At 43.5% G+C, this 26,499-nt stretch carries 19 protein-coding genes; 3 read left to right on the forward strand and 16 right to left on the reverse strand.

The genetic code is table 11. The features are described 5' to 3' along the window. Positions 1-225: transposase (locus HMPREF0106_RS0124250; protein ID WP_083787874.1), on the forward strand; the 225-nt coding region annotated here is incomplete at its 5' end. 62 nt (positions 226-287) lie between these two features. On the opposite strand, the gene HMPREF0106_RS23550 is transcribed toward HMPREF0106_RS0124250, so the two are convergent. From HMPREF0106_RS23550 to HMPREF0106_RS23510, 9 genes are all read right to left on the reverse strand, one after another. Then, positions 288-1,496, reverse strand: coding sequence for a PepSY-associated TM helix domain-containing protein (locus tag HMPREF0106_RS23550; protein WP_032850942.1), 1,209 nt, complete (start codon positions 1,494-1,496; stop codon positions 288-290). Between the two features lie 89 nt (positions 1,497-1,585). Further along, complete coding sequence (locus HMPREF0106_RS23545) at positions 1,586-2,974, reverse strand: DUF4374 domain-containing protein (RefSeq protein ID WP_009038750.1); 1,389 nt, start codon at positions 2,972-2,974, stop codon at positions 1,586-1,588. A gap of 40 nt (positions 2,975-3,014) precedes the next feature. Next, positions 3,015-5,429: a TonB-dependent receptor gene (locus tag HMPREF0106_RS23540; protein WP_032850943.1), complete on the reverse strand. Its 2,415-nt coding sequence runs from the start codon at positions 5,427-5,429 to the stop codon at positions 3,015-3,017. A gap of 192 nt (positions 5,430-5,621) precedes the next feature. Then, positions 5,622-6,473 (reverse strand): SDR family oxidoreductase, encoded by an 852-nt coding sequence (locus HMPREF0106_RS23535; protein WP_009038752.1) that lies wholly within the window; start codon positions 6,471-6,473, stop codon positions 5,622-5,624. Further along, positions 6,470-7,693 (reverse strand): NADH:flavin oxidoreductase, encoded by a 1,224-nt coding sequence (locus tag HMPREF0106_RS23530; RefSeq protein WP_009038753.1) that lies wholly within the window; start codon positions 7,691-7,693, stop codon positions 6,470-6,472. Before HMPREF0106_RS23530 ends, HMPREF0106_RS23535 begins: the two co-directional genes overlap by 4 nt. A 51-nt stretch (positions 7,694-7,744) precedes the next feature. Then, positions 7,745-8,506: a DUF1295 domain-containing protein gene (locus tag HMPREF0106_RS23525; RefSeq protein ID WP_009038754.1), complete on the reverse strand. Its 762-nt coding sequence runs from the start codon at positions 8,504-8,506 to the stop codon at positions 7,745-7,747. 193 nt (positions 8,507-8,699) lie between these two features. Continuing rightward, positions 8,700-10,043 carry a citrate/2-methylcitrate synthase gene (locus HMPREF0106_RS23520; RefSeq protein ID WP_004299485.1) on the reverse strand — a complete coding sequence of 448 codons (1,344 nt, stop codon included), beginning with the start codon at positions 10,041-10,043 and terminating at the stop codon, positions 8,700-8,702. Positions 10,044-10,063: 20 nt separating this feature from the next. Next, a complete protein-coding gene (icd, locus tag HMPREF0106_RS23515) occupies positions 10,064-11,260 on the reverse strand; it encodes an NADP-dependent isocitrate dehydrogenase (RefSeq protein WP_009038755.1) in 1,197 nt (398 codons plus the stop codon). Positions 11,261-11,263: 3 nt separating this feature from the next. Continuing rightward, a complete protein-coding gene (locus HMPREF0106_RS23510) occupies positions 11,264-13,507 on the reverse strand; it encodes an aconitate hydratase (RefSeq protein ID WP_009038756.1) in 2,244 nt (747 codons plus the stop codon). Positions 13,508-13,573: 66 nt separating this feature from the next. On the opposite strand from HMPREF0106_RS23510, the gene HMPREF0106_RS23505 reads away from it, so the two are divergent. Further along, on the forward strand, positions 13,574-15,511 hold the full coding sequence (locus tag HMPREF0106_RS23505) for an AAA domain-containing protein (RefSeq protein ID WP_050427834.1): 1,938 nt from the start codon (positions 13,574-13,576) through the stop codon (positions 15,509-15,511). Positions 15,512-15,654: 143 nt separating this feature from the next. On the opposite strand, the gene HMPREF0106_RS23500 is transcribed toward HMPREF0106_RS23505, so the two are convergent. From HMPREF0106_RS23500 to ilvD, 6 genes are all read right to left on the reverse strand, one after another. Then, positions 15,655-17,619, reverse strand: coding sequence for an LruC domain-containing protein (locus tag HMPREF0106_RS23500; protein ID WP_032850944.1), 1,965 nt, complete (start codon positions 17,617-17,619; stop codon positions 15,655-15,657). Between the two features lie 190 nt (positions 17,620-17,809). Beyond that, on the reverse strand, positions 17,810-18,853 hold the full coding sequence (gene ilvC / locus HMPREF0106_RS23495; protein ID WP_008641144.1) for a ketol-acid reductoisomerase: 1,044 nt from the start codon (positions 18,851-18,853) through the stop codon (positions 17,810-17,812). Between the two features lie 67 nt (positions 18,854-18,920). Continuing rightward, the gene (locus HMPREF0106_RS23490; protein ID WP_008015591.1) at positions 18,921-19,664 is read right to left on the reverse strand and encodes an acyl-[acyl-carrier-protein] thioesterase; all 744 of its coding nucleotides are present in this window, start codon (positions 19,662-19,664) and stop codon (positions 18,921-18,923) included. A 5-nt stretch (positions 19,665-19,669) separates the two neighbouring features. Next, complete coding sequence (gene ilvN / locus HMPREF0106_RS23485) at positions 19,670-20,227, reverse strand: acetolactate synthase small subunit (RefSeq protein ID WP_004299476.1); 558 nt, start codon at positions 20,225-20,227, stop codon at positions 19,670-19,672. Between the two features lie 57 nt (positions 20,228-20,284). After that, entirely contained in the window at positions 20,285-21,979 is a 1,695-nt protein-coding gene (ilvB, locus tag HMPREF0106_RS23480; RefSeq protein ID WP_009038759.1) for a biosynthetic-type acetolactate synthase large subunit, read from the reverse strand. 124 nt (positions 21,980-22,103) lie between these two features. After that, positions 22,104-23,903: a dihydroxy-acid dehydratase gene (gene ilvD, locus HMPREF0106_RS23475; protein WP_009038760.1), complete on the reverse strand. Its 1,800-nt coding sequence runs from the start codon at positions 23,901-23,903 to the stop codon at positions 22,104-22,106. 481 nt (positions 23,904-24,384) lie between these two features. Between ilvD and HMPREF0106_RS23470 the strand changes: the two genes are divergently transcribed. Beyond that, entirely contained in the window at positions 24,385-24,963 is a 579-nt protein-coding gene (locus tag HMPREF0106_RS23470) for a peptidylprolyl isomerase (protein ID WP_004313581.1), read from the forward strand. Positions 24,964-25,104: 141 nt separating this feature from the next. Here HMPREF0106_RS23470 and HMPREF0106_RS23465 read toward each other — a convergent pair whose 3' ends face one another. Beyond that, positions 25,105-26,391, reverse strand: coding sequence for a serine dehydratase subunit alpha family protein (locus HMPREF0106_RS23465; RefSeq protein WP_009038761.1), 1,287 nt, complete (start codon positions 26,389-26,391; stop codon positions 25,105-25,107). Positions 26,392-26,499: the final 108 nt, after the last annotated feature.

Raw genomic sequence — 26,499 nt, forward strand, 5'->3', positions numbered from 1 at the left:
ATTAGAAAGTGGATTGAAAAAGCGAAGGCAACACGGAATATGGCACTGACGAACTTTGCATATGGTATTGAAAAAGACTGGGAGGCAGTACAGGCAGCTATTGATCTCCCCTTCAGTAATGGATTACTGGAGGGGACAGTGAATAAAATTAAAGCGCTAAAAAGGCAGATGTACAATAGGGCAGGAAGTAAACTACTGAGAGCCAAGATTCTTTATTCACAATAGAAGAAGTACCACCAAATTTGACGAAGAACCTTTTTCAACTTTATAGTAGGAAAAAATTTCATTCATTTCCGTACCTTTATGAGTCTTTTTATCCATAAATAATATCCAGTCAGTGGTAGTGCAGCCCCCAATAAGGCAGCAATAAAGGTAAGTATGCGAGTAAACATTCCTCCCCAGTTACCAACATGCACAGAATAAATCCAACCACGAATCTTTCCCGACTTGTCTTGATGTTGATAAAGGCTTGTTTCTGTAAATTCACCATTATCCGTATTGAAAGAATAACGGTCAGATGCCCGCTGATTCCCGAAACGGTTGAAAGACACGCTTGCCGTACCAGAAGAAATACTGATTTGCTTATACTCCGGATTCTGACGTCTTAGTTTATCATAAATCTCCTGCCAATAAACGAATGGTGAAGTTACCGAGTACATATCACTGTGATTGTTTTCCGGACGTCCGCCTCTTTCACCCTTTCGAACCTCATTTCCTTCTCTTTTCTTTTCCCGATGGGCTGCCAGTTTGGTATCCCTCTTTTGAGCATCACTTTTCTGTTCATGTCCTTGGGCGGCACGTTGCTGTACTTCCACCCCGAAGACCTTATAGAAAGCCGTCCGATACCACGGAAAAGACCAGGTCAATCCCGTCAGTGCCATAGCCAGTAGAAAGATCAGAGCATACATTCCACCTGCCACATGCAAGTCATACCAAAACCTTCTCCAACCTTTTGTTGCTGTTATTTTCAGGCTATTTTTCAATGCTTTGCGTGTACGCGGCCACCAAATGACAATTCCCGAAATCAGTACAAAAACAAGTAAAAGCGTACTGACACCTACAATCATTTTGCCCCAAAAGATCCCTTCATTTCCCGGATTCATACTATCCAGCAGCCAGCGATGCATTCGGAACATAAACATAAAAAAGCCGCTACGCTCGCTTTTTCCTTTTACTTCGCCCGTATACTGGTCTACATACAAAGATGCACGACGTGGTTTGGAAAGACTAACCTGATACGCACGTCCGGGATCAGAAGATATGCTGACACCGGTCACCGATACACTGTCAGGCAATGTCGTCGCCACTTTTTCAAGCAACTTATCCATAGGAAGAGGAGACTCCTTTACCGTTTCTACGTAGTAAAGATCGCGTCGAAACCACTCATTCACCTCATTTTCAAATACCAGCATGGCACCGGAGAAGCAGACAAGAGTTATTATCAGTCCGAAAGGGACGGAAAGCCACAAATGTATCTTTCTAAATATTTTTTTCATGTTTTCAATCCTATTTCTTGAAAAAGCCTGCAAAGCTTTCCGCTCGGCAGGCTTTTATATACAAAAGATTCTCTATTTAACCGACTGTATTATTTTGAAAGATATTCCATCTTACCTACCGTAGTGATAGCGTCAGCTTCTACCGTCAAACCTTTGACTGCCTTGCCTGTTTTTGCGTCTATTTTATAGAAGGCCGGTTTCTCGCCCGTAGTCACAGTGACAGCCATATAAGCATAGCCTTTTTCTCCATAAGGCTCGCCACCAAACTTTCCGTCAGCCGGCAGACCTGTAACAGGCATAATCGTCTGATCTTCCGCCTTGAAAATAGCCAATTCGCTGACATCTGCACTTGTACCGCCATTAATCATATCTTCCGCTCCCTTTTTATACAATTGAAGCAGGAAGTAATCTTCAGAAATGTGCCAGCAACGGAAAATAGGATGTTTAGTGCCTATCTCTTCAAAGTTCACATAGTAATCCGGATCGAAATCTGTTGCGCCTGCTTTGATACGCATTGCGCCCGAAGGCTTCTGTCCTGTTACCTTCTTCAAATCTGAAGATGAAACTGCCGTACGTCCATATCCGGGAGAAAACACATAGACGTCACCATTATCAGCAGCCCAAATGGTCTGATAATATTGTGAACGCATACGACCGCATGCATAGCCTATTTTATCAGTCTTGGCAATCACCGGAGTCTCATTAAAGTTCGTGCCACTATAAATTGCCACGTAAGCATTATCCGGGTATTGTGTAGAAGGAATAACACCGGCTGTATATGCACCGCTGCCGCTACCACCGTCAGTCTTAGTCACAAGTTCCTGATCTGTCACAGCTTCCGGCCATTTTTTAATACCGTACTTACTCATTCCCATCGGGATGACAGATGTATAAATCTTATTGTTAGCTTCAACCAGACCTGCCCATGAAACTTTTTCACCATTACCCAAGTAATTTTCGGCAAGCAAGGTACCCTCTTCCTGACTGCCGTCGGTTGCATCCAGATAGTTGAACAACAATGCTTGAGCCACATTCTGATCCTCATCCGTTATTTTCGAGTCCCCGGTGGAAACAGTCACCACTTTGTCCCCCCAAGTACCGTATGACGTGATACGATTATAAGTGTATGTGTACTTTTCTTTCATTTTACCATCTGCACCCAGATAATAGGAAGCTCCTGTACCTGCGCCACCTTTATTATAAACTAAAGCAAACACATAATCCAATCCTTTATATACCCAATAGGTACCGCCAATCACTTCAGTTCCATTCCCTTGAGTCGACACTGTTCCTTCATCCAAAGAATTGGCTACTACCAAATAACTTGCTTCACCAGTTGTGGCAGCCACCACATAAGCCGTTTCTCCATCAATCGGAGGGTTATCCACCGAATTATTATCATCGTCGCAAGATGCCACAAACACACCGCTACTCAAACAAAAAGCTACAGCAAAAGCCTGTAATAAAAACTTCTTCATATATTCTTTATTATTGATTGATACTAAAAACTTACTCTTATTATTTACCGAAAAACACTCTGAACTTTCCATAGAATGCGCGCCCCGCTTTTTGCAGGCTAAAATTGTCAAACAGTTGGGCATCGGTGAAATTCCGACATTCAAATGATACATTATAACGTCCATTCTTCATGGTGTAGGACAAAGACAGATTATGAGAAAACTGTTCCGGCACCATATTCTTTGAATCTTTATCTCCGAGATTTTCCCAGTAAAGAGGAAAATCGTGCTGCCAGTAGCTATCATAGCCGATGCTCAACACATTTCCTTTGACAAACAGGTCATTCCAATAAAAATTTGCATTGATATTAGCATAACGATAGGGCAGATTCGGCATACGCACTTTATAGTGCATGCTTTCCTGCAAAGAGGAACCCGCCAGAAACTTTTCGTAATCACGAGTATCGATGCTATTGAATGTCCCTCCTATATCAAACCAACGCGAGAAGCTATAAAGCAATGACAAATTATACCCTTTGGTCCTTACGTGACCGTGGTTCTCATAATATCCGTAGCTTGTTCCTCCCAATACGTCCAGTCCTCTTTTTATGTAATCTTTCGTATCCCGATATATCAAACCGGCCTCGGCATACAATCCATGCTTGCCAAACTGATGATTATAGCTGAAACTCAAATTGACATTATCACTTTTCTCCGGTTTCAGATTCATTTTACCAGCTTCAAGGTCTTCATCTCCAAAGAGTTCGTCCGTGGTCGGCAGGCGGAAGGCCTTTTCGTACGAAAGTTTCACCTGAAGATCTTTCCATATAAAATAGGTACCTGCCGCTCCATATCCAAGAGCGCTTGCCGTATTGGACAGATTGATATAATTACCTATTCCATCTGTATTCTGCGATACCGGTCCCTTGTTGTATTGCCGGTAATATTTGGCAAATGCCGACACATTCCATCTGTCCGACGGCATCAGACGGTAAGAAAGCCCGCTGACGTTTTTACGGGTGATTTTAGGAATAGAAAAGTCCGTGAATTTGGAAGAAGCACCAATGGTAGAGCGGCTCGTACGTTCAAAATCGCTGATTACATGACTGAAAGTAAACGTATGCGCCTGTCCGATATGATAATTCATCTTCAGCGTCCCATTCCAGTTTCTATTTTTAGATTCACTGTTCTGGTAAGACTGTTCTCCCCGGCTGCCTTTTTCATAAAAATCTCCACGCCAGTTGTAAGCCCGCGAAGCGGTATCGACATTGTTGGTGATATTATGATTGTAATTGGCAGTCAACAGCAGATCCAGATTTTTTACCAGTAAGTTCTTTTTGTAATATTCTAAAGAAGGAACCAACGAATGTCCTTTGCGGAATTTTTCACCGAACACGACATCTTGATAAACGCCTGTTTGTATCTCTTTATAGAAATGGGAATAATTGAAACTCAACGCCAGACGGTCTGCCCATTTCTTTCCTACCAGGCCGATTTTTCCAATCACAGCTTCATTATGATACTGGTCATTAAAACGTTTCAGATGATAAATCTTATTTTTGTCAAGTGGCGGAAAACGTACACTTCCATCTTCTTTAATCTCAAATTCGCGTACGTAAGTGTCTACATAATAATCATTATCCGAAAAGTTTTGAAAAGCATTGACCTCATACATAAAACCATTCTTGAACGTTTGTCCGAAGCGCACGTATGATTTATGAGTATTAAATGACCCGTAAGAATAGGAAGCGTCCATAAACCACTTTCCGGGTTGCTTGTTGGTGACAATATTAACCACTCCCCCAATAGCATCGGTTCCGAATCCTACAGGAACCACTCCTTTATAGACTTCTATACGATCGGCAAAATTAATAGGAACATTGTTCAAATCGAATGCGGCACCGGCTCCTTCCTGTGGTACGCCGTCAATGAAGATTTTCACATGTTTTCCGCTAAAGCCATCGATATACAATTGCATATCCGACCCCACTCCACCTGATTCGCGGAGTTTTACACCGGGCACTTTAGTCAGTGCACCTGCCAAAGTCTGCGTACTGTTATGCAATTTCTTCGCATCAATGGCTACCGCATTAAAAGCAGACTGATTCACACGACCGACGCCGGATGTCGTGACCAGCACCTCTCCCAGTTCTTTTACCGCCGGTGCGATAGTGACGTTTACTTTTATTCTTTCTCCCTTGGCTAATTTAACTTTCTTTTCTACCGTTTGATAACCGATAGCCGAAACGACAAGTGTATATTCACCGGCTGTAGTTTTCAAATGATATATACCTTTTTCATCTGTATAGCATCCTTGGTTGGTTCCTTTCAGATAAACTGTCGCAAAATCCACCACTTCTTTCTCTGTAGACATCACTCTGCCCGAAATTAAACTACTACGGTGACGCCCCTGTTGTGAATATACGGATACGGAAAACAAGAATGCCAGAAAAACCAAAAAATATTTATTGCTCATCTCCTTTTTACCTTTTTACTTTATAACCTTTTCATTGCTCTAAAAGCGATGCAAAGGTAAGCAGAAAGAGGGATGCCAAACAATCCCTATCTATTGGTAAAAATAAGACAACAAAAATGAGGTATATAGATATGTACAATACCTATATATAAGTAAATACTAGATAATTTAAATAAAAAAAGAAAAGAAACCCTACTTCAGCCAACTCGCCAACGCACGTTCCGTTACCTCCCACAACTGCTCTTTTTGCACATGATTCGTGTATTTATCAGACAAGTTTTTCCGGCGGTTATTGACATACAGTTGTCCTGTCACACCAGCTTCCTTTTCGTCCAACAGTAAACCGATTGCCGTAGAAGCCCCTTTCTTGGGTTTACGGATAAAAGGACGGAAAAAAATATCCGTCAACGGATCGAACCACTTGTGCATAGTGATGATATCAGTAGAAACAATTCCCGGATCGGCAGCATTGACGGTAATCCCCTTCTCTCGAAGTTGCTCGGAAAGTTCGAAAGTAAACAATAATAAAGCCAGCTTCGTGTTACTGTAAACAGGAATCCTCCAAAACGTTCCCGTTTTCCCTCTATGAAAGAAATCTGGGAAGTCGAGCTTGCCGATTGCGTATGTACAGGAAACCATATTTACGATACGCGCTCCACGCACCATCAGCGGAATTAATTTCCGGGTAAGCAGATAAGGTCCCATGTAGTTCACACTTACCGTTCGTTCGAATCCTTCGAAAGTAGTATGAAAACCTGTCTCCATCGTTCCGGCATTATTCATCAACAAAGAGATGGGAAGGTTCCTTTCTAAGATCTGACTGGCAAAAGCAACTACGGATTGCATAGAAGATAAATCGATAGCTATTACTTCCAAATCCGGGTTTCCGGTTTCCTTGCTCAAACGTTCACGAACAACCTCCGCTTTCTTCGGATGATAACAAGCCATTATGATTCGATAACCGGCTTTGGCTACGGCACGTGTTATTTCTGTTCCCATTCCTCCGTCCGCACCGGTGATGATTGCCCATTTCATTTCACTCATTTTTTCTCCAGTTTATCAATCTCCTTTTGTAAAGAGGAAGGTAATTGTTCTTTCAAATGTTGATGACAAGCCATTTCTATCGTATACATACGTCCTATGCAATAATTACTGTGTCCACAGTTGCAGCGTGCTTGTTCCTCCTGTTTCATCCGGTTCACGAATCCCGGTTCGTTGAGCAAAGCTCTCGCCATCTGCACGGCATCAAAACTGGAATCGAGCACTTCATCTATTTTCTGACGGGAAATAAGACCACCGACATAAATCAACGGCGCATCCGGAAGAGCCGCACGGAATTTCAGTGCATCTTCAAGGAAATAAGCCTCTTTGAAGGGCACAGAGGGTATCATCCATTTGCCAAACATACGGACTCCGTATTTCAGCCACCAACAATTCATATAGTAAGACATCGAACGAATCGGCATGGCACCTCTCATCACATACATCGGCGCTTTGCTGACAAAACCACCACTCAACACCAATCCATGAGCACCAAGTTCCAACAGACGTTTGGCCACTTGTATGGATTCGTCTATCTCCATTCCTCCTTTGAAGCCGTCGCGCATATTCATTTTTACGAAAACTGCCATATCACTGCCTGCCGCTTTCATCACTTCTTCCATCACCATATCCATAAAACGCATCCGGTTTTCGAGCGAACCGCCATATTCATCTTTCCGATGATTGGTGTAGGGAGACAGGAATTGACTAATCAAATAGCCGTGCCCCGCATGTACTTCAACGGCGTCAAACCCGGCTTTCCTCGCCAGATTGACTGCATTTCCATACGCTTTCGCCATTTCCGGAAGCTCCTCTTTTTCCATTCCACGCACAAACGTAGGAGAATAGAGGTTGAAGCCTGAAGATGCGGATATAGGAGTGACACCACATATATTTTTATGGGACATATTTCCACAATGCCCGATTTGTATACCTACTGCGGCACCTTCATCGTGCACAGCTTTTGTCAATTCGTGTAAACGGGGAATAATGGACGGACGCAACCACAACTGACGGTCGAAAGAAAGTCCGCTTTGTGTCACGGCAGCATAAGCCACTGTTGTCATACCCACTCCCCCCGCAGCTACCGACCGATGGTAATCCAGCAACATCTGCGTGGGAGTATTCTCCGGACACATGCTCTCAAAAGCTGCCGAACGGATCGTTCGATTCCGCAGCGTCAAAGGGCCAAAGGTGACCGGGCTAAAAAGTTTAGATTCCATAGTAGTTGATATTTTATTTAAGTCATACGTAAATCATGATGAAAAACGCCCCTAATAAAGGAAAGGGAACACTCGTTTCCGTTCTCCCACTGCGTCTCCGAATTCTTCGCGGTAACGGCACCAAATAGCGTTGGCACGGGGAACAAGGTTAGCAATCGTCCACCAAAGGAAGACTAGGCCGGAAAGTGAACAAGTGAGTATCGCCCAACCTGCCCATTCTACTATTTCACCGAAATAGTTGGCGGAAGTGACATAACGGTACATTCCTTTTTGAGGCAGATAATGCCGGGTGTCTCCCGGTTTGCGCAAATGACGGATGATATAATCCGACTGCCAGTTCAACAGCATACCTGCGAAAAAGAGCAGTGTGCCGATAATAAACCACGGTGAAGTGAACCAGCCGGATTGATACATCGTTTCGGGAGCAAGATAGAAAATCCATTTCCCTTGCATATAACCATTCAGCAGATTAAAAAGAACTCCCATCGACATGATTGCCAGCGGCATCTTACTTTTTCCTTTCAATAGCAAAGGGAAGATGAAAGCACGCTGAAAATAGTGAATTTGAAAGAAGAGGAAGAAAGTGAAAATCACCGGCTCGAACCGACGTTCGGAGTAGATCCACATCACGCACATCACCATGAAAACCGGAGCTTCCATCAATATCCAGGCTAGTTTATTGGAGATAGCTACTCCCCACGATGCTGTGCGGAAAATACCATATCCGGCTTTCACAAAGTAAAGGGCGATAAAAACAAACAAAGCAATCAGGCTCATCACCCCCAGAAACAGATTAAAAGTATCTATACTCATACCGATCTATTTTGTAACACGCAAAAATAACAAAAATGAGATAAACGACGATACAAAAAATAGAAAGAATCTGAAGTACATTCTTTTACGAACATAAAAAAGGAGAAAATATAAAATTTCCCGGATGCGCGTCTGAAATGATCGGGCACACATCCGGGATTACTTATCTATTTAATAAAAGGATTGGTTATTATCAGCGTTTCTTAATTGGGATATAAGCCAAATCATCAAGTACATTTTTATAAGCCGGGCGGATAATCCGTTTACCGTCGAAGGTCAATTCTTCATTGCGGTGTGCACACCAGCCTACGATACGTGCCATGGCAAACAGTGGAGTGAAGATTTCCTGCGGCAAACCGATCATTTCATACACGAAGCCCGAATAGAAGTCGATATTGCTGGACACTGTCTTTCCGTTGTTTTTAACCCGTCCGAAAGTAGCGATGGCACGTTCTTCCAACAGTTCGAGGAAAGCAAATTCGCTTTCTCTACCTTTTTCACGGGCAAGGTCGCGAGCCAGTTCTTTCAATAGAAGAGCACGAGGGTCGGAGATGGTATAAACGGCATGTCCGATACCATAGATCAGTCCGGTTTTGTTATACACTTCTTTGTTCAACATTCGGGTGTAGTAAGTGTCTATCTCATCTACACTTGTCCAGTCTTTGATATTTTCCTTCAGGTGCTGGAACATGTCGGCTACCTGAATATTGGCACCTCCATGAAGCGGGCCTTTCAGCGAACCGATACCTGCGGCGATGGCCGAATAAGTATCTGTTCCGGTAGAAGAAGTTACGCGAACGGTGAAAGTGGAGTTATTACCACCACCGTGCTCTGCCTGAAGAATCAGCAATAGGTCGAGGGTGCGTGCATCCAGTTCGGTATAGTCTTTTTTCAGCATATACAGGAAATTCTCGGCAATAGAGAGCTTTTCCTGCGGATGGCGGATATGCAGAGAACGTCCGAAAGTAGCATGACGAAGCATATTATAAGCATAAGCGATGATAGTGGGGAACTTTGAAATCAGTTCAATACTCTGACGCATCAAGTTATCCCGGGAGGTATCATCTGCATTTGCGTCAAAACGATACATTTCCAATACACTGCGTGAAAGAATATTCATGATGTTGTTTCCTTCCAACTCGATGATGTTCATTTTCGTTTTCTGTTCCAACGGCATATTGTCGTTAATCAACTCACGGAAAGAAAGCAATTCTTCTTTATCCGGCAGACGTCCGGAAAGCAATAGGTAAGCCACTTCTTCGAAGCCAAAGCGTTTCTCTTTGATTATAGCGTGAGAAATATCTTCTACATCATAACCGCGATAGAACAGTTTTCCCGGTATGGGTTTCAGTCCACCACCCGGAACACGTTCATATCCTACTACATTACCGATTCTGGTTAAACCTACCAATACACCTGTGCCGTCTTCATTACGCAATCCGCGCTTCACATCAAACTTGGAGAACAATTCTGTATCAATCCGAGTAGCTTCCTTCATTTCCTCGGAAAGCTTGTAAATCAAGTACTCTTTTTTCATCTTTCTTCGTTTTTTATTCGTTACTTTTGTTTTTCAATTCTTTCCACGATCTCACGAGTGAAAGCGGAAGTAGAGAGGGAGGTTCCATTCGGCATAAAACGGGCTAAATCGTGTGTAGCGCGAGCGTCCAAGAAGCTTTGTTCCAAGGCTTTCTCTATCAGAGCAGCCGCTTCTTTCCAGTCAAAATATTCGAGCATCATTACTGCCGAAAGGATAATAGAACAAGGGTTCACCACATCTTTTCCCGCAATATTGGGGGCTGTTCCGTGAGTCGCTTCAAAGATGGCATGACCTGTCTGGTAGTTGATATTTGCTCCCGGAGCGATACCGATACCGCCTACCATGGCCGCCAGTTGGTCGGATACGTAGTCTCCGTTGAGGTTTAAGGTGGCTATTACGGAATATTCTTCGGGAATCAGGAGTGTATTTTGCAAGAAAGCATCCGCAATGCAATCTTTTATCACCAGTCTGCCATCTGCCAAGGCATCGCCAAATTCACGTTGCGCCAGTTCGTAGCCCCATTTTTTGAAACCACCTTCGGTAAACTTCATAATATTCCCTTTATGCACCAACGTTACGGAAGGCAAATGATGGTCGAGCGCATACTGGCAGGCAGCACGTACAAGACGCTCCGTGCCCTCACGTGATACAGGTTTCACACCGAAAGAAGAGGTTTCCGGGAAACGGACTTTTGTCACGCCCATTTCATCTTTCAGGAATTGATAGAACTTTTCAGCTTCCGGAGTTCCGGCTTCCCATTCGATACCTGCATAAATATCTTCCGTATTTTCACGGAACACACACATGTTCACTTTCTCCGGTGATTTGACAGGCGACTGTACTCCGTGATACCAACGAACCGGACGAAGACAGACGTATAAATCAAGTGTCTGACGCAGTGCTACGTTCAACGAACGGATTCCACCTCCGACAGGAGTTGTCAACGGACCTTTGATTCCTACCAGGTATTCCTGAAAGGTTTCCATTGTTTCATCCGGCAACCAGGAACCAGTCGCGTTGAAGGCACGTTCTCCCGCCAACACTTCTTTCCATTCGATCCGACGTTTGCCGCCGTATGCTTTCCGGATAGCTGCGTCCACTACGGCTTGCATGGCAGGAGTTACTTCGGCTCCTACTCCATCGCCGGTAATATAAGGTACGGTAGGCACATCGGGTACCAACAGCGTACCATCTGTTTGCATAGTTATTTTGCTCATTTTTTATCTTGCATTTAAGGCAGAACCGGCACGGAACCAGGCTATCTGCTGTTCATTATAGGTATGTTGCACTTCAAAACTTTCTTTCGTTCCGTCTTCGTGATGAAGAATAATCGTCAGATTGCGCCCCGGTGCGAAATGGACTAAGCCTGATACGGACAGAAGATCGTGTTCCCGAATCTTGTCATAGTCTGCTTTATCTACAAAAGTAAGAGCAAGCATTCCTTGTTTTTTCAGATTTGTTTCGTGGATACGGGCAAAACTCTTAGCCAAAATGACACGTACATTGAGGAAGCGTGGTTCCATGGCTGCATGTTCACGGCTGGAACCTTCTCCATAATTCTCTTCGGCAACAACAATAGACGGAATACCTTCGGATTTATACATCTTTGCCGTGCCGGAAACTGTTCCATAAGTATTTGTCGAACGATTCCAAACACGGTTCGTTTCACCATTGAAAGCATTGACAGCTCCCATCAGCATATTGTCGGAAATATTCTCCAAATGTCCCCGGAAACGGAGCCACGGACCTGCCATAGAGATATGGTCGGTAGTACATTTTCCCTGTGCTTTAATCAATAAAGGCATGTTCAGCAAGTCTTGTCCGTCCCATGCCGGGAAAGGAGTCAGAAGCTGGAGACGTTGGGAATCCGGTTTTACCCTGATTTCCGTTTTTGCTCCGTGCGGGGCAATATACCCTTCATTTCCCTGTTCAAAACCTTTCAAAGGAAGCTCATCTCCTACAGGCTCGGAGAGTTTCACTTTTTCTCCGTTATGATTCACCAGTCTGTCTTTCAACGGGTTGAAACAGAGATCACCGGCTATTGTTAACGCCATCGTTAGTTCCGGAGAAGCTACAAATGCATAGGTGTTGGGATTACCGTCAGCGCGTTTGGCAAAATTACGATTGAAAGAAGTGACGATTGAGTTTTTTCGTGTCGGATCATCCGTCTCACGTTTCCACTGACCGATACAAGGTCCACAGGCATTTGCCATAATCGTGGCTCCCAGCCGTTCAAAAGTTTCAATCATACCGTCTCTTTCGGCAGTAGCCCGGATTTGCTCCGAACCAGGATTGACGATCAGCGGAGAAGCGACGCTCAAATTCTTTTCTGTCACCTGCTTTGCCAGAGAAGCTGCACGGCTCAAATCCTGATAAGAAGAATTGGTACATGAACCTATCAAGCCCACCTCCATTTTACGGGGGTAGCCGTTCAATAACACTTTTTCTGCAAATTCAGAGATAGGAGTAGCGGCATCCGGTGTAAATGGCCCGTTTATATAAGGTTCGAGTTTTGACAAGTCTATTTCAATTACACGGTCGTAATAGTTGGATGGTTCGTCGGTCACAATGTCGTCTGCACGAAGGTCTGCACCAACAGATTCAGCCCAATCGACTACACAATCTCTTCCGGTAGCTCTCAAATAAGTAGCCATGCGTCCGTCAAATGGGAATAAAGAGGTAGTAGCTCCAACTTCGGCACCCATATTGCAAATGGTAGCTTTCCCGGTAGCAGAAAGGGATTCGGTTCCGGGACCAAAATATTCGATAATAGCATTCGTTCCTCCTTTTACGGTAAGGATGCCGGCCAGCTTCAGAATCACGTCTTTCGGAGAGGTCCAACCGCTTAGTTTTCCGGTCAGACGGACACCGATAATCTTCGGCATTTTCAGCTCCCATTCCATTCCTGTCATCACATCCACGGCATCCGCGCCACCGACACCGATAGCCACCATGCCCAGTCCGCCTGCATTAGGCGTATGAGAGTCTGTTCCCACCATCATACCGCCGGGGAAAGCATAGTTTTCAAGTACTACCTGATGGATAATTCCTGCTCCTGGTTTCCAGAAGCCGATGCCATAACGGGAAGATACATCACGGAGGAAGTCGTATACTTCTTCATTGGTTAGTCTTGCCGTAGCAATATCCGCCTTTGCGCCTTTATACGCCTGTATCAAGTGATCGCAATGCACTGTCGAAGGCACAGCCACCTGATCCTTACCTGCATTCATAAATTGAAGCAATGCCATTTGTGCAGTCGCATCCTGCATAGCCACACGGTCGGGACGGAAATTCACATAATCCTCCCCCCGTTTGTAATCTTTCAAATCGGCTACATCATACAGATGAGCGTACAAAATCTTCTCGGCCAACGTCAAAGGGCGTTTCAGTATAGCCCGTACGTGTTCTACCTTTCCTTTATAAGCAGCGTAGAAAGCTTCTAACATAGTCACATCATATACCATATTGCTTTTTGTTTTTTTAGTCTATCTATTAAAATAACGAACGACGTTCGAGTAATGTTTAACAAAATGAAATATTTTTTCTACCCGGAACGAAGATTTGTTACCTTTGCGCCTATTATGAGTAATAATCCGAAAAGTCCCATTATAGACCTTCAGCAACAGCAACTCCTCCTGCGGATGGAGTATGAATATGAGAAGGAAGAATTTAAGCGGCAGACCGAAACAATGGGCGTTGCCCGTAAAGTGAAGCGCGGTCTCTGCTGGTATCCTGTCTCTCTTGGCCGAAGTTACTACAATTCGCTGAATCAGCTTGTAATAGATATTACACGGACCGAAAATAAAGAAATAGAGCATTCCTTTGAGTTCGGCCGTCCTGTTTGCTTTTTCCACCAGTCATTCGAAGGAAAAGTGAAGTATATGGATTTCATCGCTACCGTCAGCTTTGCCGACGAAGAACGAATGGTCGTTGTACTCCCCGGAGCGGGAGCTTTAGCGGAACTGCAAACTGACGGTATACTGGGGATACAACTTTATTTTGACGAAACATCGTACCGGGCCATGTTCGAGGCACTGGAAGACACGATACGCGCCAAGGACAACCGCCTGGCGGAACTGCGCGACATTTTGTTGGGTACCCAAAAGCCGGGATTCCGCGAATTATATCCTGTCCGCTTTCCATGGCTGAACAGTACACAGGAAACAGCAGTCAACAAGGTGCTATGTACGCGTGACGTATCTATTGTTCACGGTCCTCCGGGAACCGGAAAGACAACGACTCTTGTCGAAGCGATTTACGAAACGTTACACCGGGAACCACAAGTGCTTGTCTGTGCACAAAGCAACACGGCTGTCGACTGGATTTGTGAGAAACTGGTAGACCGGGGAGTACCCGTGCTCCGCATTGGAAATCCGACCCGAGTCAACGACAAAATGCTTTCATCCACCTACGAACGCCGGTTTGAAAGTCATCCTGCCTATCCGGAGCTTTGGGGAATCCGTAAATCTATCCGCGAAATGGGTAGCCGGATGCGCCGGGGTAGTTATTCTGAACGGGAAGGAATGCGTAATCGCATGAGTCGTCTCCGCGACCGTGCCACGGAGTTGGAAATACAAATCAATGCCGATCTTTTCGACAGTGCCCGTGTGATTGCTTCTACCCTAGTCAGCAGCAACCACCGCCTGCTCAACGGACGTCGTTTTTCGACTTTATTCATCGACGAAGCTGCACAAGCCCTCGAAGCTGCCTGCTGGATCGCTATCCGCAAAGCAGACCGGGTCATCCTTGCAGGAGATCATTGTCAGCTTCCGCCGACTATCAAATGTATAGAAGCTTCCCGTGGAGGATTGGATCATACATTAATGGAAAAAGTCGTTCAACAAAAACCTTCCGCGGTCTCTCTATTAAAAGTACAGTACAGAATGCATGAAACCATCATGCAGTTTCCCTCCGACTGGTTTTATCACGGAGAACTGGAAGCTGCTCCGGAAGTACGCTATCGGGGGATTCTTGATTTCGACACTCCCATGAACTGGATCGATACTTCAGAGATGGACTTTCACGAAGATTTTGTAGGAGAAAGCTTCGGACGCATCAATAAGCAGGAAGCCAACCTACTACTGCAAGAACTGGAAACTTACATCGAACGTATCGGCAAAGAGCGAATACTGGATGAAAGAATTGATTTCGGTCTGATTTCGCCATACAAGGCACAAGTGCAATATTTGAGAGGAAAAATAAAAGGAAGCAGCTTTTTACGCCCTTTCCGCAGCCTCATCACCGTGAATACGGTAGACGGCTTTCAGGGACAGGAGCGAGACGTTATTTTCATCAGTCTCGTACGTGCCAACGAGGACGGACAAATCGGGTTTCTAAATGACTTGCGAAGAATGAATGTAGCGATTACGCGGGCACGAATGAAACTTGTTATATTAGGAGATACCTCCACCCTTGCCAAGCATCCTTTCTATAAAAGGTTGATGTTATTCATTAAAAAGGAGGATTAAATACTTAATCCTCCTTTTAACAAAGCACACTTTCTCCCGAAACCACACTTTTTTTAACACAAACAAAACAAACAATATTTTACATCAGTACTATTCTTAATTTTTCACCCTCAAAGATAGTCGATTATTCCAATGCACTCCAACTATTTCCACCATTTTATTTGCGGATCGCGCGTTTTTGCCCATTCTGCAAATTTAGGATATGTTTTATCAATGCGCTGATTCTCCTTTTTAAGATCTAAATTCAAAATAGAAGCGTCCAAACGAGCATCTACATGAATTGCAAACGGAAAACCATCTTTGCAAATGAAATAGGTACCATCTACATCACCACGAGAAATATCAGCTCCGGAAGGGAAACGATTATTCGCACCAGTCGTCGGCTTATGATCTGTCAGATGGACTTCTGTGGCAGAGTTGAATACTTTTATAAAAGGGTTATAAGGAGCTACCACCACTGATTTATCAAGAGTAGGGTTATTAAATTGTATGGATACCGTATATGTCTTCTCTTGAATATTCTGATTAATCATATCCTCCGCATTCACATTGGATACTCCCAATTCAGCTTTAGCATCCTTGAATAATGTTATCACATTACCTGAATAGGAAGTAATTTCATCGCCATTGATTATTACTTGGGACGCTTTACTCAAATCGAAAGGAACCTCATACGCAAACGAGTTTTTATAATTAGCTCCCGTCCAAGCCAATGTGAACTTATCAATAATATTAAGAACTTTATTATCTATATTATAATCAACACTTGACTGATATTTCATGACTACATCATTCAAGTCATAATCTCCTTGTTCAGGCCAGTTATCTTCAAAGCCAAGCACTCCAGAATACTTTTCTGTTCCTTGTCGATCACCCGGATTAGGAACATCCGGAACTTCAATAGCAGCAATAGGATTAGAAGAGATAACGAAAGCAACATCATTATAGTCATTTTCACCGTTTTTCCAGTCTTCCATAGTGATAACATTCACTCTATCACCTGCTTTATTTTTTGCTGCAAAAATTGCAGTGTGAGAAATTTTGTCACTATTCAAAGATTTGGTTGAGTAGAACATATTCCCATTAGCCTTAACACCTCTCCAACCGTCATTCCAAATTAGGAAACCAATCTTTGTACCTGCTGGGATACGTTCCGGTTCTTCTTCCGGAAAGCTGCCTGTCTCATCAATATATTTCAAATTCACCGCAACCCCACTATAATTACCCAGACTACTTTTATGTACATTAGGGAAGATTACACATGCATGCTTTGCAGCTTGTCTTATTTTATCAATACTGGCATTTTCCGAATAACAATAGTAAGCAAACACACTTTGCGCACCTGTATCTCCTCCGAAATAGTTGACAACGACATTCGCATCTTCTTTTATCAGAATATCAGCATCATCAGAGACTAAATTAGTTCCTACATTATTCTTTCCTTCCGGAAAATATGTCGTTATATAACTCTTAAGCGTTGCATCCACATTTATTTTTTTGGAAGCATCCAGATAGTTAGGCCTACCAGTATTTACATTCCAAGTTCCTAATACATTCGGAATTACATTTGTAATAAATTTCAAAGAAGATCTTGTTTGTGCACTTCTCGTTGATGAATCCAAAGCAGTTACATCAAGAGCATTCTCAAAGGTTATTTTTGCGCTGACATCCGAACCGACAACTTTAGTTTTATACAAAGTCGGCACACCAAAATCCGGAGAATAAATATAAACTTCTGAAACTGCTGTCGGGAAAGAAGCCGGTTTGATATAACGTCCTTGTATATCTGTAAATCCGGTTGCAATGTGTGAAACCCCTGCTTTCTTTATAATCTGACCGCCTTCTGCCACATAAGAAAGCGGATTTTCAGCATAAACTTCAAAATAAGCCCTAGGACATTCCTTTCCATAATCAATATTCAATTGAATATTCTTAGTAGTGGCAAAGTCGAAATAGTTATCTAAAGTAACTTCTTCTTTATCTCCTGAATTAGCAGGATCATATACATCTTTCTGTAAACAGCTTGAGAAAACAACAGAAACAACACCGATAACACATGCTAATTTAGCAATGTTAATCATTCTTTGGGGTAAGTTAAAACACATCATACTTCTCGTTCATTTTATTTGATGGTGCAAATATAAACATAAACTTGCATATTTTAATCACATTATTGATATATTTTTCAAAAAAAAGTTTCTGCAAGTTTCACCTACCCATTTTAAATATCTTATTAATAAAAAAAGGAGAAAGCAAAAAGCCCTCTCCTTCTTTTAAAACTTGTATAATCTAGTCTAATTAATTATTCTCCGGACGAAGTTTACGAACAGTTACAGCAGTCTGCCACATTTCGCTTTCGCGTAATTGACGGAGTTCTTCGTTCAATTTTTCACGATAATCAGGTTGTGAATTACTGTCGATAGAAATCTGCGCTTCGTTACCAGTCTTCACACTGTTATACAACTTTTCAACTACCGGTTTGATAGCATCGTGGAATGGGCCCATCCAATCGAGAGCACCACGTTGAGCAGTAGTAGAGCAGTTAGCGTACATCCAGTCCATACCGTTCTTTGCGAACAACGGCATCAACGACTGTGTCAGTTCTTCCACTGTTTCATTGAATGCTTCAGAAGGACTATGACCGTTTTCACGCAATACTTCGTACTGTGCCAGCAACAAACCTTGGATAGCACCCATCAATGAACCACGTTCACCTGTCAAGTCAGAAGTAGCTTCACGCTGGAAAGTTGTTTCGAACAGATAACCGGAACCGATACCGATACCCAGTGCGATAGTTCTTTCGTAAGCCTTGCCTGTAGCATCCTGATAGATAGCATAAGAAGAGTTCAAGCCACGTCCTTCGAGGAACATAGTACGCAAAGACGTACCCGAACCTTTAGGAGCAACCATGATAACGTCGATATCAGCAGGAGGCACTACACCTGTACGGTCGTTCCAAGTGATAGCAAAACCGTGTGAGAAATAAAGAGCTTTTCCGGCAGTCAGGTAAGGCTTGATAGTAGGCCATACTGACATTACTGCTGCGTCAGACAACAGACACATTACAATAGTACCTTTCTCACAAGCTTCTTCGATACCGAACAAAGTTTCACCCGGAACCCATCCGTCTGCTACTGCCTTATCGTATGTTTTTCCTTCACGTTGACCAACGATTACATTGAAACCGTTATCACGCAAGTTCAGTGCCTGTCCAGGACCCTGTACGCCATAACCGATTACAGCGATTGTTTCATTTTCCAATACTTCACGAGCTTTTTCCAATGGAAATTCGTCACGGATTACTACAGTTTCAGTAGTACCTCCAAAATTCAACTGTGCCATTTTCTTTTTGTTTTTAGTTTTTGATGACTTACGCCATCTGTTATTAATTGATTTTATATTCTCACATTTATTCAAATATCACTTTCGAGCGGCAAACAACTTCGTTACCATTCTTCTTCACTTCTACGTGAAACTCGTTTGCGTTCACTTCATCGCAGAAGAAAGAGAGTTCATCACCAAAATAGCTTTCCGCCACATACGCCATTTCAAAACGACGGATACGCTTGGTCTTATACAATTCAATCGGGAACAAATCAAGGATATGCTCGATGTAACGGATGCTGTTTACATGACCGTTGATATCTATATCACTGTATTTTGCCGTCAGGGTAGCTATTGGCTGATCGCTTGTCACTTTGATGCGTGAAGGCTTTTCAATCGGACAAGGCTCATCACAGACATAGTCTACGATACTTCCCCCATGCAAAGTCAACAAGTCGGCAGGCTTGCGGGTATTAAGATTAATCATTGCCCATACAGAACGTGCGTAGCCAATCTTCTTCCCATCCTTATCAATAATAGCAAAATTACGGTCCGTAAACAAGCGGTAGACATTTTCCACCCACGTCTGAACCGAGAAATTCTCATACTGATAAGGCATTTCATCCAACTCAATAGCCAGACGTGAAAGCACCCATGTATAATTGTCCTCATTCAGCGTTGCAATACCAAAACCACGGTCATTGGCGTGAAAACCTGCACAATTCAGCAGATGATTTCCCAGTACCCCCATAGTCAAACGTCCGTTGAAGTCAACATGGAACGGTTCTGCCACAAACTGATAAGTCCCTATTCTATTTTCTTCATTCATTATTCTTATTGGTTTTTACTTTGGTTATACATAGCTTCCCGTCCATCGAGAAACTCATTCACCCGTTCAAAACAGCTGGTAGTAATCGCTACACGTCCCGAACGAACAAACTGCAAAACACAATTCAAAGCCTTCAGTTCACCATAGAGCGAAGTTATATCTTCGCTCATTCCATTTTTCTCGACAATGGAAAATACCGGATTGACTTCCACTATACGTGCATTGTATCTACGGATCAGCTTGGATGCTTCCGGATTCTCCTGAAAAGCAGGAGTAGACACCTTATATAATGCAATCTCGTGGAAATAAATTTCATCCTCTGTGAAATAATGTGCCTGAATCACGTCGATCTTCTTTTCGATCTGTTTCACTACCTTCTCAATGATGTCCTTATCAGTCCAGGCTGTTATTGTATACTTATGTACACCTTTAATAGAAGAAGCAGATACATTCAGACTCTCAATATTTATTTGCCGACGGGTAAATACAGCAGTTACCTGATTCAGCAACCCGGCTATATTCTCCGAATGAACAATGATTGTATATAACGTTTTATCACTCATAACTCTAATTTTTTAAATGCGAACCCTCAACTCTCCATTCTCAACTCTCAACTTCTCCTAGCACTCCAGCAACATCTGGTTTACCGAACCACCTGGAGGAGTCATCGGCAAAACATTGCCTTCTTCCACCACGCAAGCTTCGAGCAGGAACGGACCGTCCGTTGCCAGCATTTCAGCAATAGCTTCCTTCAGTTCTTCACGAGTGAAAGCACGTTTGGAAGGAATATCATAAGCCGAGGCCACTTTCATATAATCCGGATTCAACATCGGGGTAAACGAATAGCGACGGTTGAAAAACATAGCTTGCCACTGACGTACGTTTCCTAGGTAATTATTGTTCAGGCAGATAATCTTCACCGGAGCCTTCTGCTCCATAATCGTACCCAGTTCCTGAATATTCATTTGCAGTCCGCCATCTCCCATAAATACGCATACGGTGCGTTCCGGTGCTCCGAAAGTTGCCCCGATAGCTGCGGGAAGCCCGAAGCCCATTGTTCCAAGTCCTCCGGAAGTAATGATACTGCGTTCTTTCGTATATTTAAAGTAGCGTGCAGATATCATCTGATTTTGACCTACATCTGTTACCAAAACAGCTTCATGGTGAGTAGCATCACTTACCGCACGTACCACTTCCCCCATACTCAAAGAGTTTGTGGCAGGATGAAGTTCGGGACGGATTACTTTTTCCTCCTCTACTTTCTCATATTCTTTGAAGCTATCAATCCATTCGGTATGAGTGTTCTTTTTCAGAAGTTTCGTCACAGAAGCCAGTGTTTCCTTGCAATCTCCCAATACAGCTACATCTACCTTTACATTCTTATTAACTTCCGCAGGATCGATATCAAAATGAATCACTTTTGCCTGTTTGGCATAAGTAGCCAAATTACCGGTCACACGGTCGTCAAAACGCATACCAACAGCAATCAGCACATCACATTTATTGGTATTGATATTCGGTCCCAGATTGCCGTGCATACCCAACATACCTTTATTCAACGGATGTTCTGTTGGCAAAGCCGAAAGCCCGAGCAGCGTACAACCCGCAGGCATATCCGCTTTTTCGATAAACTCGCGCAATTCGCTCTGTGCATTTCCCTGTTCAACACCTTGTCCAACCAATACAAGCGGACGTTCAGCGTTATTAATCAGTTCGGCAGCAGCCTGTACAGACTCCTCGTCCGTATCGGGAACAGGAACATAGCTACGGATAAAATCGACTTTCGTCGGTTCGTATTTCGTTTTCTCTACTTGCGCATTTTTGGCAAAGTCCAGTACCACCGGCCCCGGACGACCACTACGAGCAATGTAAAACGCACGTGCTACCGCCCAGGCTACATCTTCCGCACGGCGAATCTGATAACTCCATTTAGTGATTGGCTGGGTGATACCTACCAAGTCAACTTCCTGAAAAGCATCCGTCCCAAGAAAGCCTGTTCCGACCTGTCCGGCAATCACTACGATAGGCGTACTATCGATCATCGCATCCGCAATGCCTGTTACCGTATTGGTTGCTCCGGGACCGCTCGTCACCAGGCAAACACCTACATCACCCGATACACGGGCATAACCCTGTGCGGCATGGGCAGCTCCCTGTTCGTGACGAACCAAGATATGATTCAATATATTTTGATGATCGTACAAGGCATCGAATACCGGCATAATAGAACCACCGGGGTAACCAAAGATGGTAGTCACTCCCTGATGTTCCAAGGAGCGCATCAAAGCCTCTGCACCTGTTATTAAATCTTTCATATTAGTTGATAGTTGATAAATGATAAATGATAGTTGAGAAATGACAGTTGAAAATGAATGGTTTACAATCATTGCGCTAAGTGCTGCGCAGCTAACTATTACCTATCAACTATCACCAACTATATTATATAATTCTCACTGCTCCCTTATCGGCAGAGCTTACCATGCTGGCATACGCCTTCAGGCTCTTCGGTACATAACGGTCACGAGTAACAGGAGTCATCGGACGGGCCGCCAGTTCTTCATCCGTCAGTCGCACGTTAATCTTCCGGGCCGGAATATCGATTTCGATAATGTCTCCGTCTACAATTTTTCCGACATTGCCTCCAGCTGCCGCTTCAGGAGAAATATGTCCGATACTCAATCCGGAAGTTCCACCGCTGAAACGTCCGTCGGTAATCAAAGCACATTCTTTTCCGAGATGACGGGATTTTATATAAGAGGTAGGATAAAGCATTTCCTGCATACCGGGACCACCCTTCGGACCTTCGTGCGTGATGACGACGACGTCGCCACTGACGACTCGACCTCCGAGGATGCCTTCACAGGCTGCTTCTTGCGAATCAAATACTTTGGCAGGTCCGGTAAACTTCCAGATACTTTCGTCTACACCTGCTGTTTTTACTACACAACCATCTTGAGCAATATTACCTTTCAATACGGCCAGTCCGCCGTCTTTGCTGTAAGCATGTTCCAAGTCACGAATACATCCGTTTGCACGGTCCTTATCCAGTTCCTTATAGTACATACCTTGTGAACCAAGTACGAGATTGAATTTATTTCCGGCTGCGCTCGAATATTTCTTAATTGCTTTTTCGCTCACATTCGGGCTGGTGATTGAATATTCATTAATGGCTTCTGCCAGTGACATTCCGTCTACCCGACGAACGGATGTATCTATCAAACCTCCCTTTGCCAGTTCGTCCATAATGGCAATGATACCACCGGCACGGTTTACATCCTGAATATGATATTTCTGTGTATTGGGAGCCACCTTGCAGAGACAAGGAGCCTTGCGGGAAAGCATGTCGATATCATCCATCTTGAAGTCTACCTCTGCTTCGTGAGCAACAGCCAACAAGTGAAGAACCGTATTGGTAGATCCCCCCATTGCTATATCCAGCGTCATGGCGTTCAGGAAAGCCTGACGGGTAGCGATGCTACGGGGAAGTACACTTTCGTCTCCTTCTTCATAATATAATTTTGCATTTTTCACGATCAGTTCCGCAGCGTCTTTGAAAAGTTGCGTACGGTTTTCGTGTGTCGCTACAATGGTTCCGTTGCCGGGAAGAGCCAGTCCGATTGCTTCATTCAGGCAGTTCATCGAGTTGGCGGTAAACATACCGGAGCAGCATCCGCAAGTAGGACAAGCATTTTGCTCGATATTCGCTACTTCCTGATCGCTAACACTCTCGTCGGCCGATTTAATCATCGCATCGATCAAATCCAGGTGCTGGCCATTCCATTCTCCCGCTTCCATCGGACCACCCGATACAAATACGGCAGGGATATTCAGACGCATAGCCGCCATTAACATTCCGGGAGTGATCTTATCGCAATTACTGATACATACCATTGCATCCGCCTTGTGCGCATTAACCATATATTCTACGCTATCTGCAATGATGTCACGTGAAGGAAGCGAATAAAGCATACCGTCATGTCCCATTGCTATACCATCGTCGATAGCTATTGTATTGAATTCCGCAGCGAAGCATCCCAGCTTCTCAATCTCTGCCTTCACCAGCTGACCGATTTCATGTAGGTGTACATGCCCCGGGACAAACTGTGTGAACGAATTGACGATAGCGATAATGGGTTTACCCATTTGATTCTTCTTCATGCCGTTGGCTGCCCACAATGCACGGGCTCCCGCCATCCGACGGCCTTGTGTACTAAACGAACTGCGTAATTGCTTTTTCATTTCAATCTATCTTTTAATTAAAGAGCCTTCCTCACACAAGTGAGAAAGGCTCTAAATTCTATCTTTTATGGTACGAACACATACAACACAAAAACCTTTCTCACGCTCTTGATGGGACCACCACGACGCGAATAATATGCAGGACTGCTAGGTTAATAGATGTATGTAACATATTCATATCTTCTTTTCTTTATTTTCGTGCTGCAAAGGTAAGGGCTTTTTTATTATATCCAAACAAATCGAAGAAAAAAATCACTTAAAAGCGAATAATTGTAAGAAAAGAGAGGTATTATTTCTCTATTTTATCACTTAAAGGTTGAATTTACAACTATTATCTAACTGCGCACCTCACTTCCTTTTTCTGACAAAAGCACTTAATAATCTGAAATTTACCCTCCCTATACCGGAGTACAAGCAAATAATTCGTATCTTTGTAGACCCGTATTTACGGGAATTATTAATCAGAAACAAAAAAGATCAGATGGAAACAGTAGAAAACAAGTACATTACCGTTGCATACAAACTATATACAATGGAAGATGGTGAAAAAGAGTTGTTCGAAGAAGCAAAAGCAGAACATCCCTTTCAATTCATTTCAGGATTAGGAACAACACTCGAAGATTTCGAAAATCAGATAACTGCTCTTTCTAAAGGTGATAAATTTGATTTTACCATTCCGGCAGATAAGGCTTACGGACAATATGACGAACAACACGTTATTGACCTCCCCAAAAATATTTTTGAAATAGATGGCAAGTTTGACAGCGAACGTATTAAAGAAGGTAACATCGTACCTTTGATGACTGGTGACGGTCAGCGCGTAAATGCCAGCGTAGTAGAAATCAAACCGGATGTTGTAGTAGTTGACCTCAATCACCCGTTGGCTGGTGCCGACCTGATTTTCGAAGGTGAAATACTGGAAAGCCGTCCTGCTACTAACGAAGAAATCCAGGAATTGGTGAAAATGATGAGTGGCGAAGGTGGTTGCGGTTGCGGATGCGACAGCTGCGGTGATGGCTGTGGCGACGACTGCGGTTGCGAAGGCGGACACTGTCATTAATTGAAGTATTAAGTATAAAGTATTAAGTATTAATTTCGTGCGAATATAGCCGGAGTTTTAATACTTAATACTTTTTTTATGCCGTCATTCCGGCTAATACTTAATGCCTAATACTTAATACTTGATACTTAATACTTAAAATCAGCATCCTTTGTGCGTCATGATGTCAAGCACCATTTTATCCGTTTCGTTCATGGCTTGCGAGCCGATTCTTGTCAGGTTACGGATACTTTGGTCTACATCTTCATCTATAATTCCTTCTACGGAAGTCACACAACGGTCTTCCATTGCCATCATGGCAGACAGTACGGCTGTCGAAACTCCGGTGGTTACCTTCAAGGCACAACTCGGTTTTGCACCGTCACAAATCATTCCTGTCAAATTGGCAATCATGTTTTGAACAGCGAAGGCAACCTGATTGTAGTTTCCTCCCATTAACCAGGTGATTCCACAACTGGAACCTGTGGCAGCTACCACACAACCACACAAAGCAGACAGACGCCCCAAACTTTGTTTGATATATATAACAGTGAGATGGCTAAGCATTAAAGCACGGATCAGTTCTTCTTCACTTTTTCCGTTTTCTTCTGCAAAGACAACGACAGGAAGTGTAGCGGATATCCCCTGATTACCACTGCCGGAATTACTCATTACAGGAATCATAGCGCCAGCCATACGGGCGTCGCAGGCAGCCGACGTATAAGAGAGGATATGAGAAAACACGCTATCCCCCATCACTTTATGCTCATAAGTTCCCCGAAGCATTTTCCCTAAAGAATGTCCGTAGTTACCTTTAAATGCTTGTTCGGCAGCAGCTTTGTTCAAACGGGCTGTGTCAAGGATGAAACGGATTTCATCCAGCGGAGCAGTCAGTGCAAAATCATAGACCTTGCGCAAATTTAGTTCGAGCGAAGCCTCTTCCTCTTCTTCGCTAGCTGTCTGTTGATTGTCGAGCAACATTTGTTCATCTTTGGCTATATATATAAAAGTAGTATGTCCACCGGCAATGATGGCTTTAGCCGTTTTATCTCCCGTTTTACAGTTCACTTCAATATAAAGCTTTTCCGTAATATCTTCTTTTAGAGAAATACAAATCCGTTTTTCTGCGATAAACAGTTTTCCCTGTTCCACCGCTTCCGATGTACAATCCCTCAACACCTCCAACTGATAATCTGATTTGCCAATCAACGCACCCAAAGCAACCGCTATGGGAAGCCCGACCATACCCGTTCCCGGGATTCCTACTCCCATAGCATTCTTTAATATATTAGCACTTAACAGGACTTCTATCTTTTCCGGTTTCGCTCCCAATGTTTCGGCAGCCTTAGCAACACAAAGCGCTACTGCGATAGGTTCCGTACATCCGATAGCCGGAATGACCTCCTTCTTAATCAATTCTATAATTTGCCTTCTTTCTGATTCAGTCATAGACTTATAAGTTTTGATTCCACAAAAATAGGAAATTCTTTCTTTTCCAACATTCTATAATGAACAAATAAAATCTCATATTGTTATAAAATCTCCCATATACCAAAC

Source organism: Bacteroides sp. D22, assembly GCF_000163675.1.
Lineage (GTDB): Bacteria > Bacteroidota > Bacteroidia > Bacteroidales > Bacteroidaceae > Bacteroides > Bacteroides xylanisolvens.

Excerpts from the sequence above, each read along its gene's own strand:
- icd (WP_009038755.1), bottom strand. The coding sequence starts at position 11,260 with ATGAGCAAAATAACTATGCAAACAGATGGTACGCTGTTGGTACCCGAT.
- HMPREF0106_RS23525 (WP_009038754.1), bottom strand. The coding sequence starts at position 8,506 with ATGAGTATAGATACTTTTAATCTGTTTCTGGGGGTGATGAGCCTGATT.
- ilvC (WP_008641144.1), bottom strand. The coding sequence starts at position 18,853 with ATGGCACAGTTGAATTTTGGAGGTACTACTGAAACTGTAGTAATCCGT.
- HMPREF0106_RS23530 (WP_009038753.1), bottom strand. The coding sequence starts at position 7,693 with ATGGAATCTAAACTTTTTAGCCCGGTCACCTTTGGCCCTTTGACGCTG.
- HMPREF0106_RS23500 (WP_032850944.1), bottom strand. The coding sequence starts at position 17,619 with ATGATGTGTTTTAACTTACCCCAAAGAATGATTAACATTGCTAAATTA.
- HMPREF0106_RS23520 (WP_004299485.1), bottom strand. The coding sequence starts at position 10,043 with ATGAAAAAAGAGTACTTGATTTACAAGCTTTCCGAGGAAATGAAGGAA.
- HMPREF0106_RS23505 (WP_050427834.1), top strand. The coding sequence starts at position 13,574 with ATGAAATATTTTTTCTACCCGGAACGAAGATTTGTTACCTTTGCGCCT.
- HMPREF0106_RS23550 (WP_032850942.1), bottom strand. The coding sequence starts at position 1,496 with ATGAAAAAAATATTTAGAAAGATACATTTGTGGCTTTCCGTCCCTTTC.
- ilvD (WP_009038760.1), bottom strand. The coding sequence starts at position 23,903 with ATGAAAAAGCAATTACGCAGTTCGTTTAGTACACAAGGCCGTCGGATG.
- ilvB (WP_009038759.1), bottom strand. The coding sequence starts at position 21,979 with ATGAAAGATTTAATAACAGGTGCAGAGGCTTTGATGCGCTCCTTGGAA.
- HMPREF0106_RS23510 (WP_009038756.1), bottom strand. The coding sequence starts at position 13,507 with ATGGTATATGATGTGACTATGTTAGAAGCTTTCTACGCTGCTTATAAA.
- ilvN (WP_004299476.1), bottom strand. The coding sequence starts at position 20,227 with ATGAGTGATAAAACGTTATATACAATCATTGTTCATTCGGAGAATATA.
- HMPREF0106_RS23540 (WP_032850943.1), bottom strand. The coding sequence starts at position 5,429 with ATGAGCAATAAATATTTTTTGGTTTTTCTGGCATTCTTGTTTTCCGTA.
- HMPREF0106_RS23470 (WP_004313581.1), top strand. The coding sequence starts at position 24,385 with ATGGAAACAGTAGAAAACAAGTACATTACCGTTGCATACAAACTATAT.
- HMPREF0106_RS23535 (WP_009038752.1), bottom strand. The coding sequence starts at position 6,473 with ATGAGTGAAATGAAATGGGCAATCATCACCGGTGCGGACGGAGGAATG.
- HMPREF0106_RS23490 (WP_008015591.1), bottom strand. The coding sequence starts at position 19,664 with ATGAATGAAGAAAATAGAATAGGGACTTATCAGTTTGTGGCAGAACCG.
- HMPREF0106_RS23545 (WP_009038750.1), bottom strand. The coding sequence starts at position 2,974 with ATGAAGAAGTTTTTATTACAGGCTTTTGCTGTAGCTTTTTGTTTGAGT.
- HMPREF0106_RS23465 (WP_009038761.1), bottom strand. The coding sequence starts at position 26,391 with ATGACTGAATCAGAAAGAAGGCAAATTATAGAATTGATTAAGAAGGAG.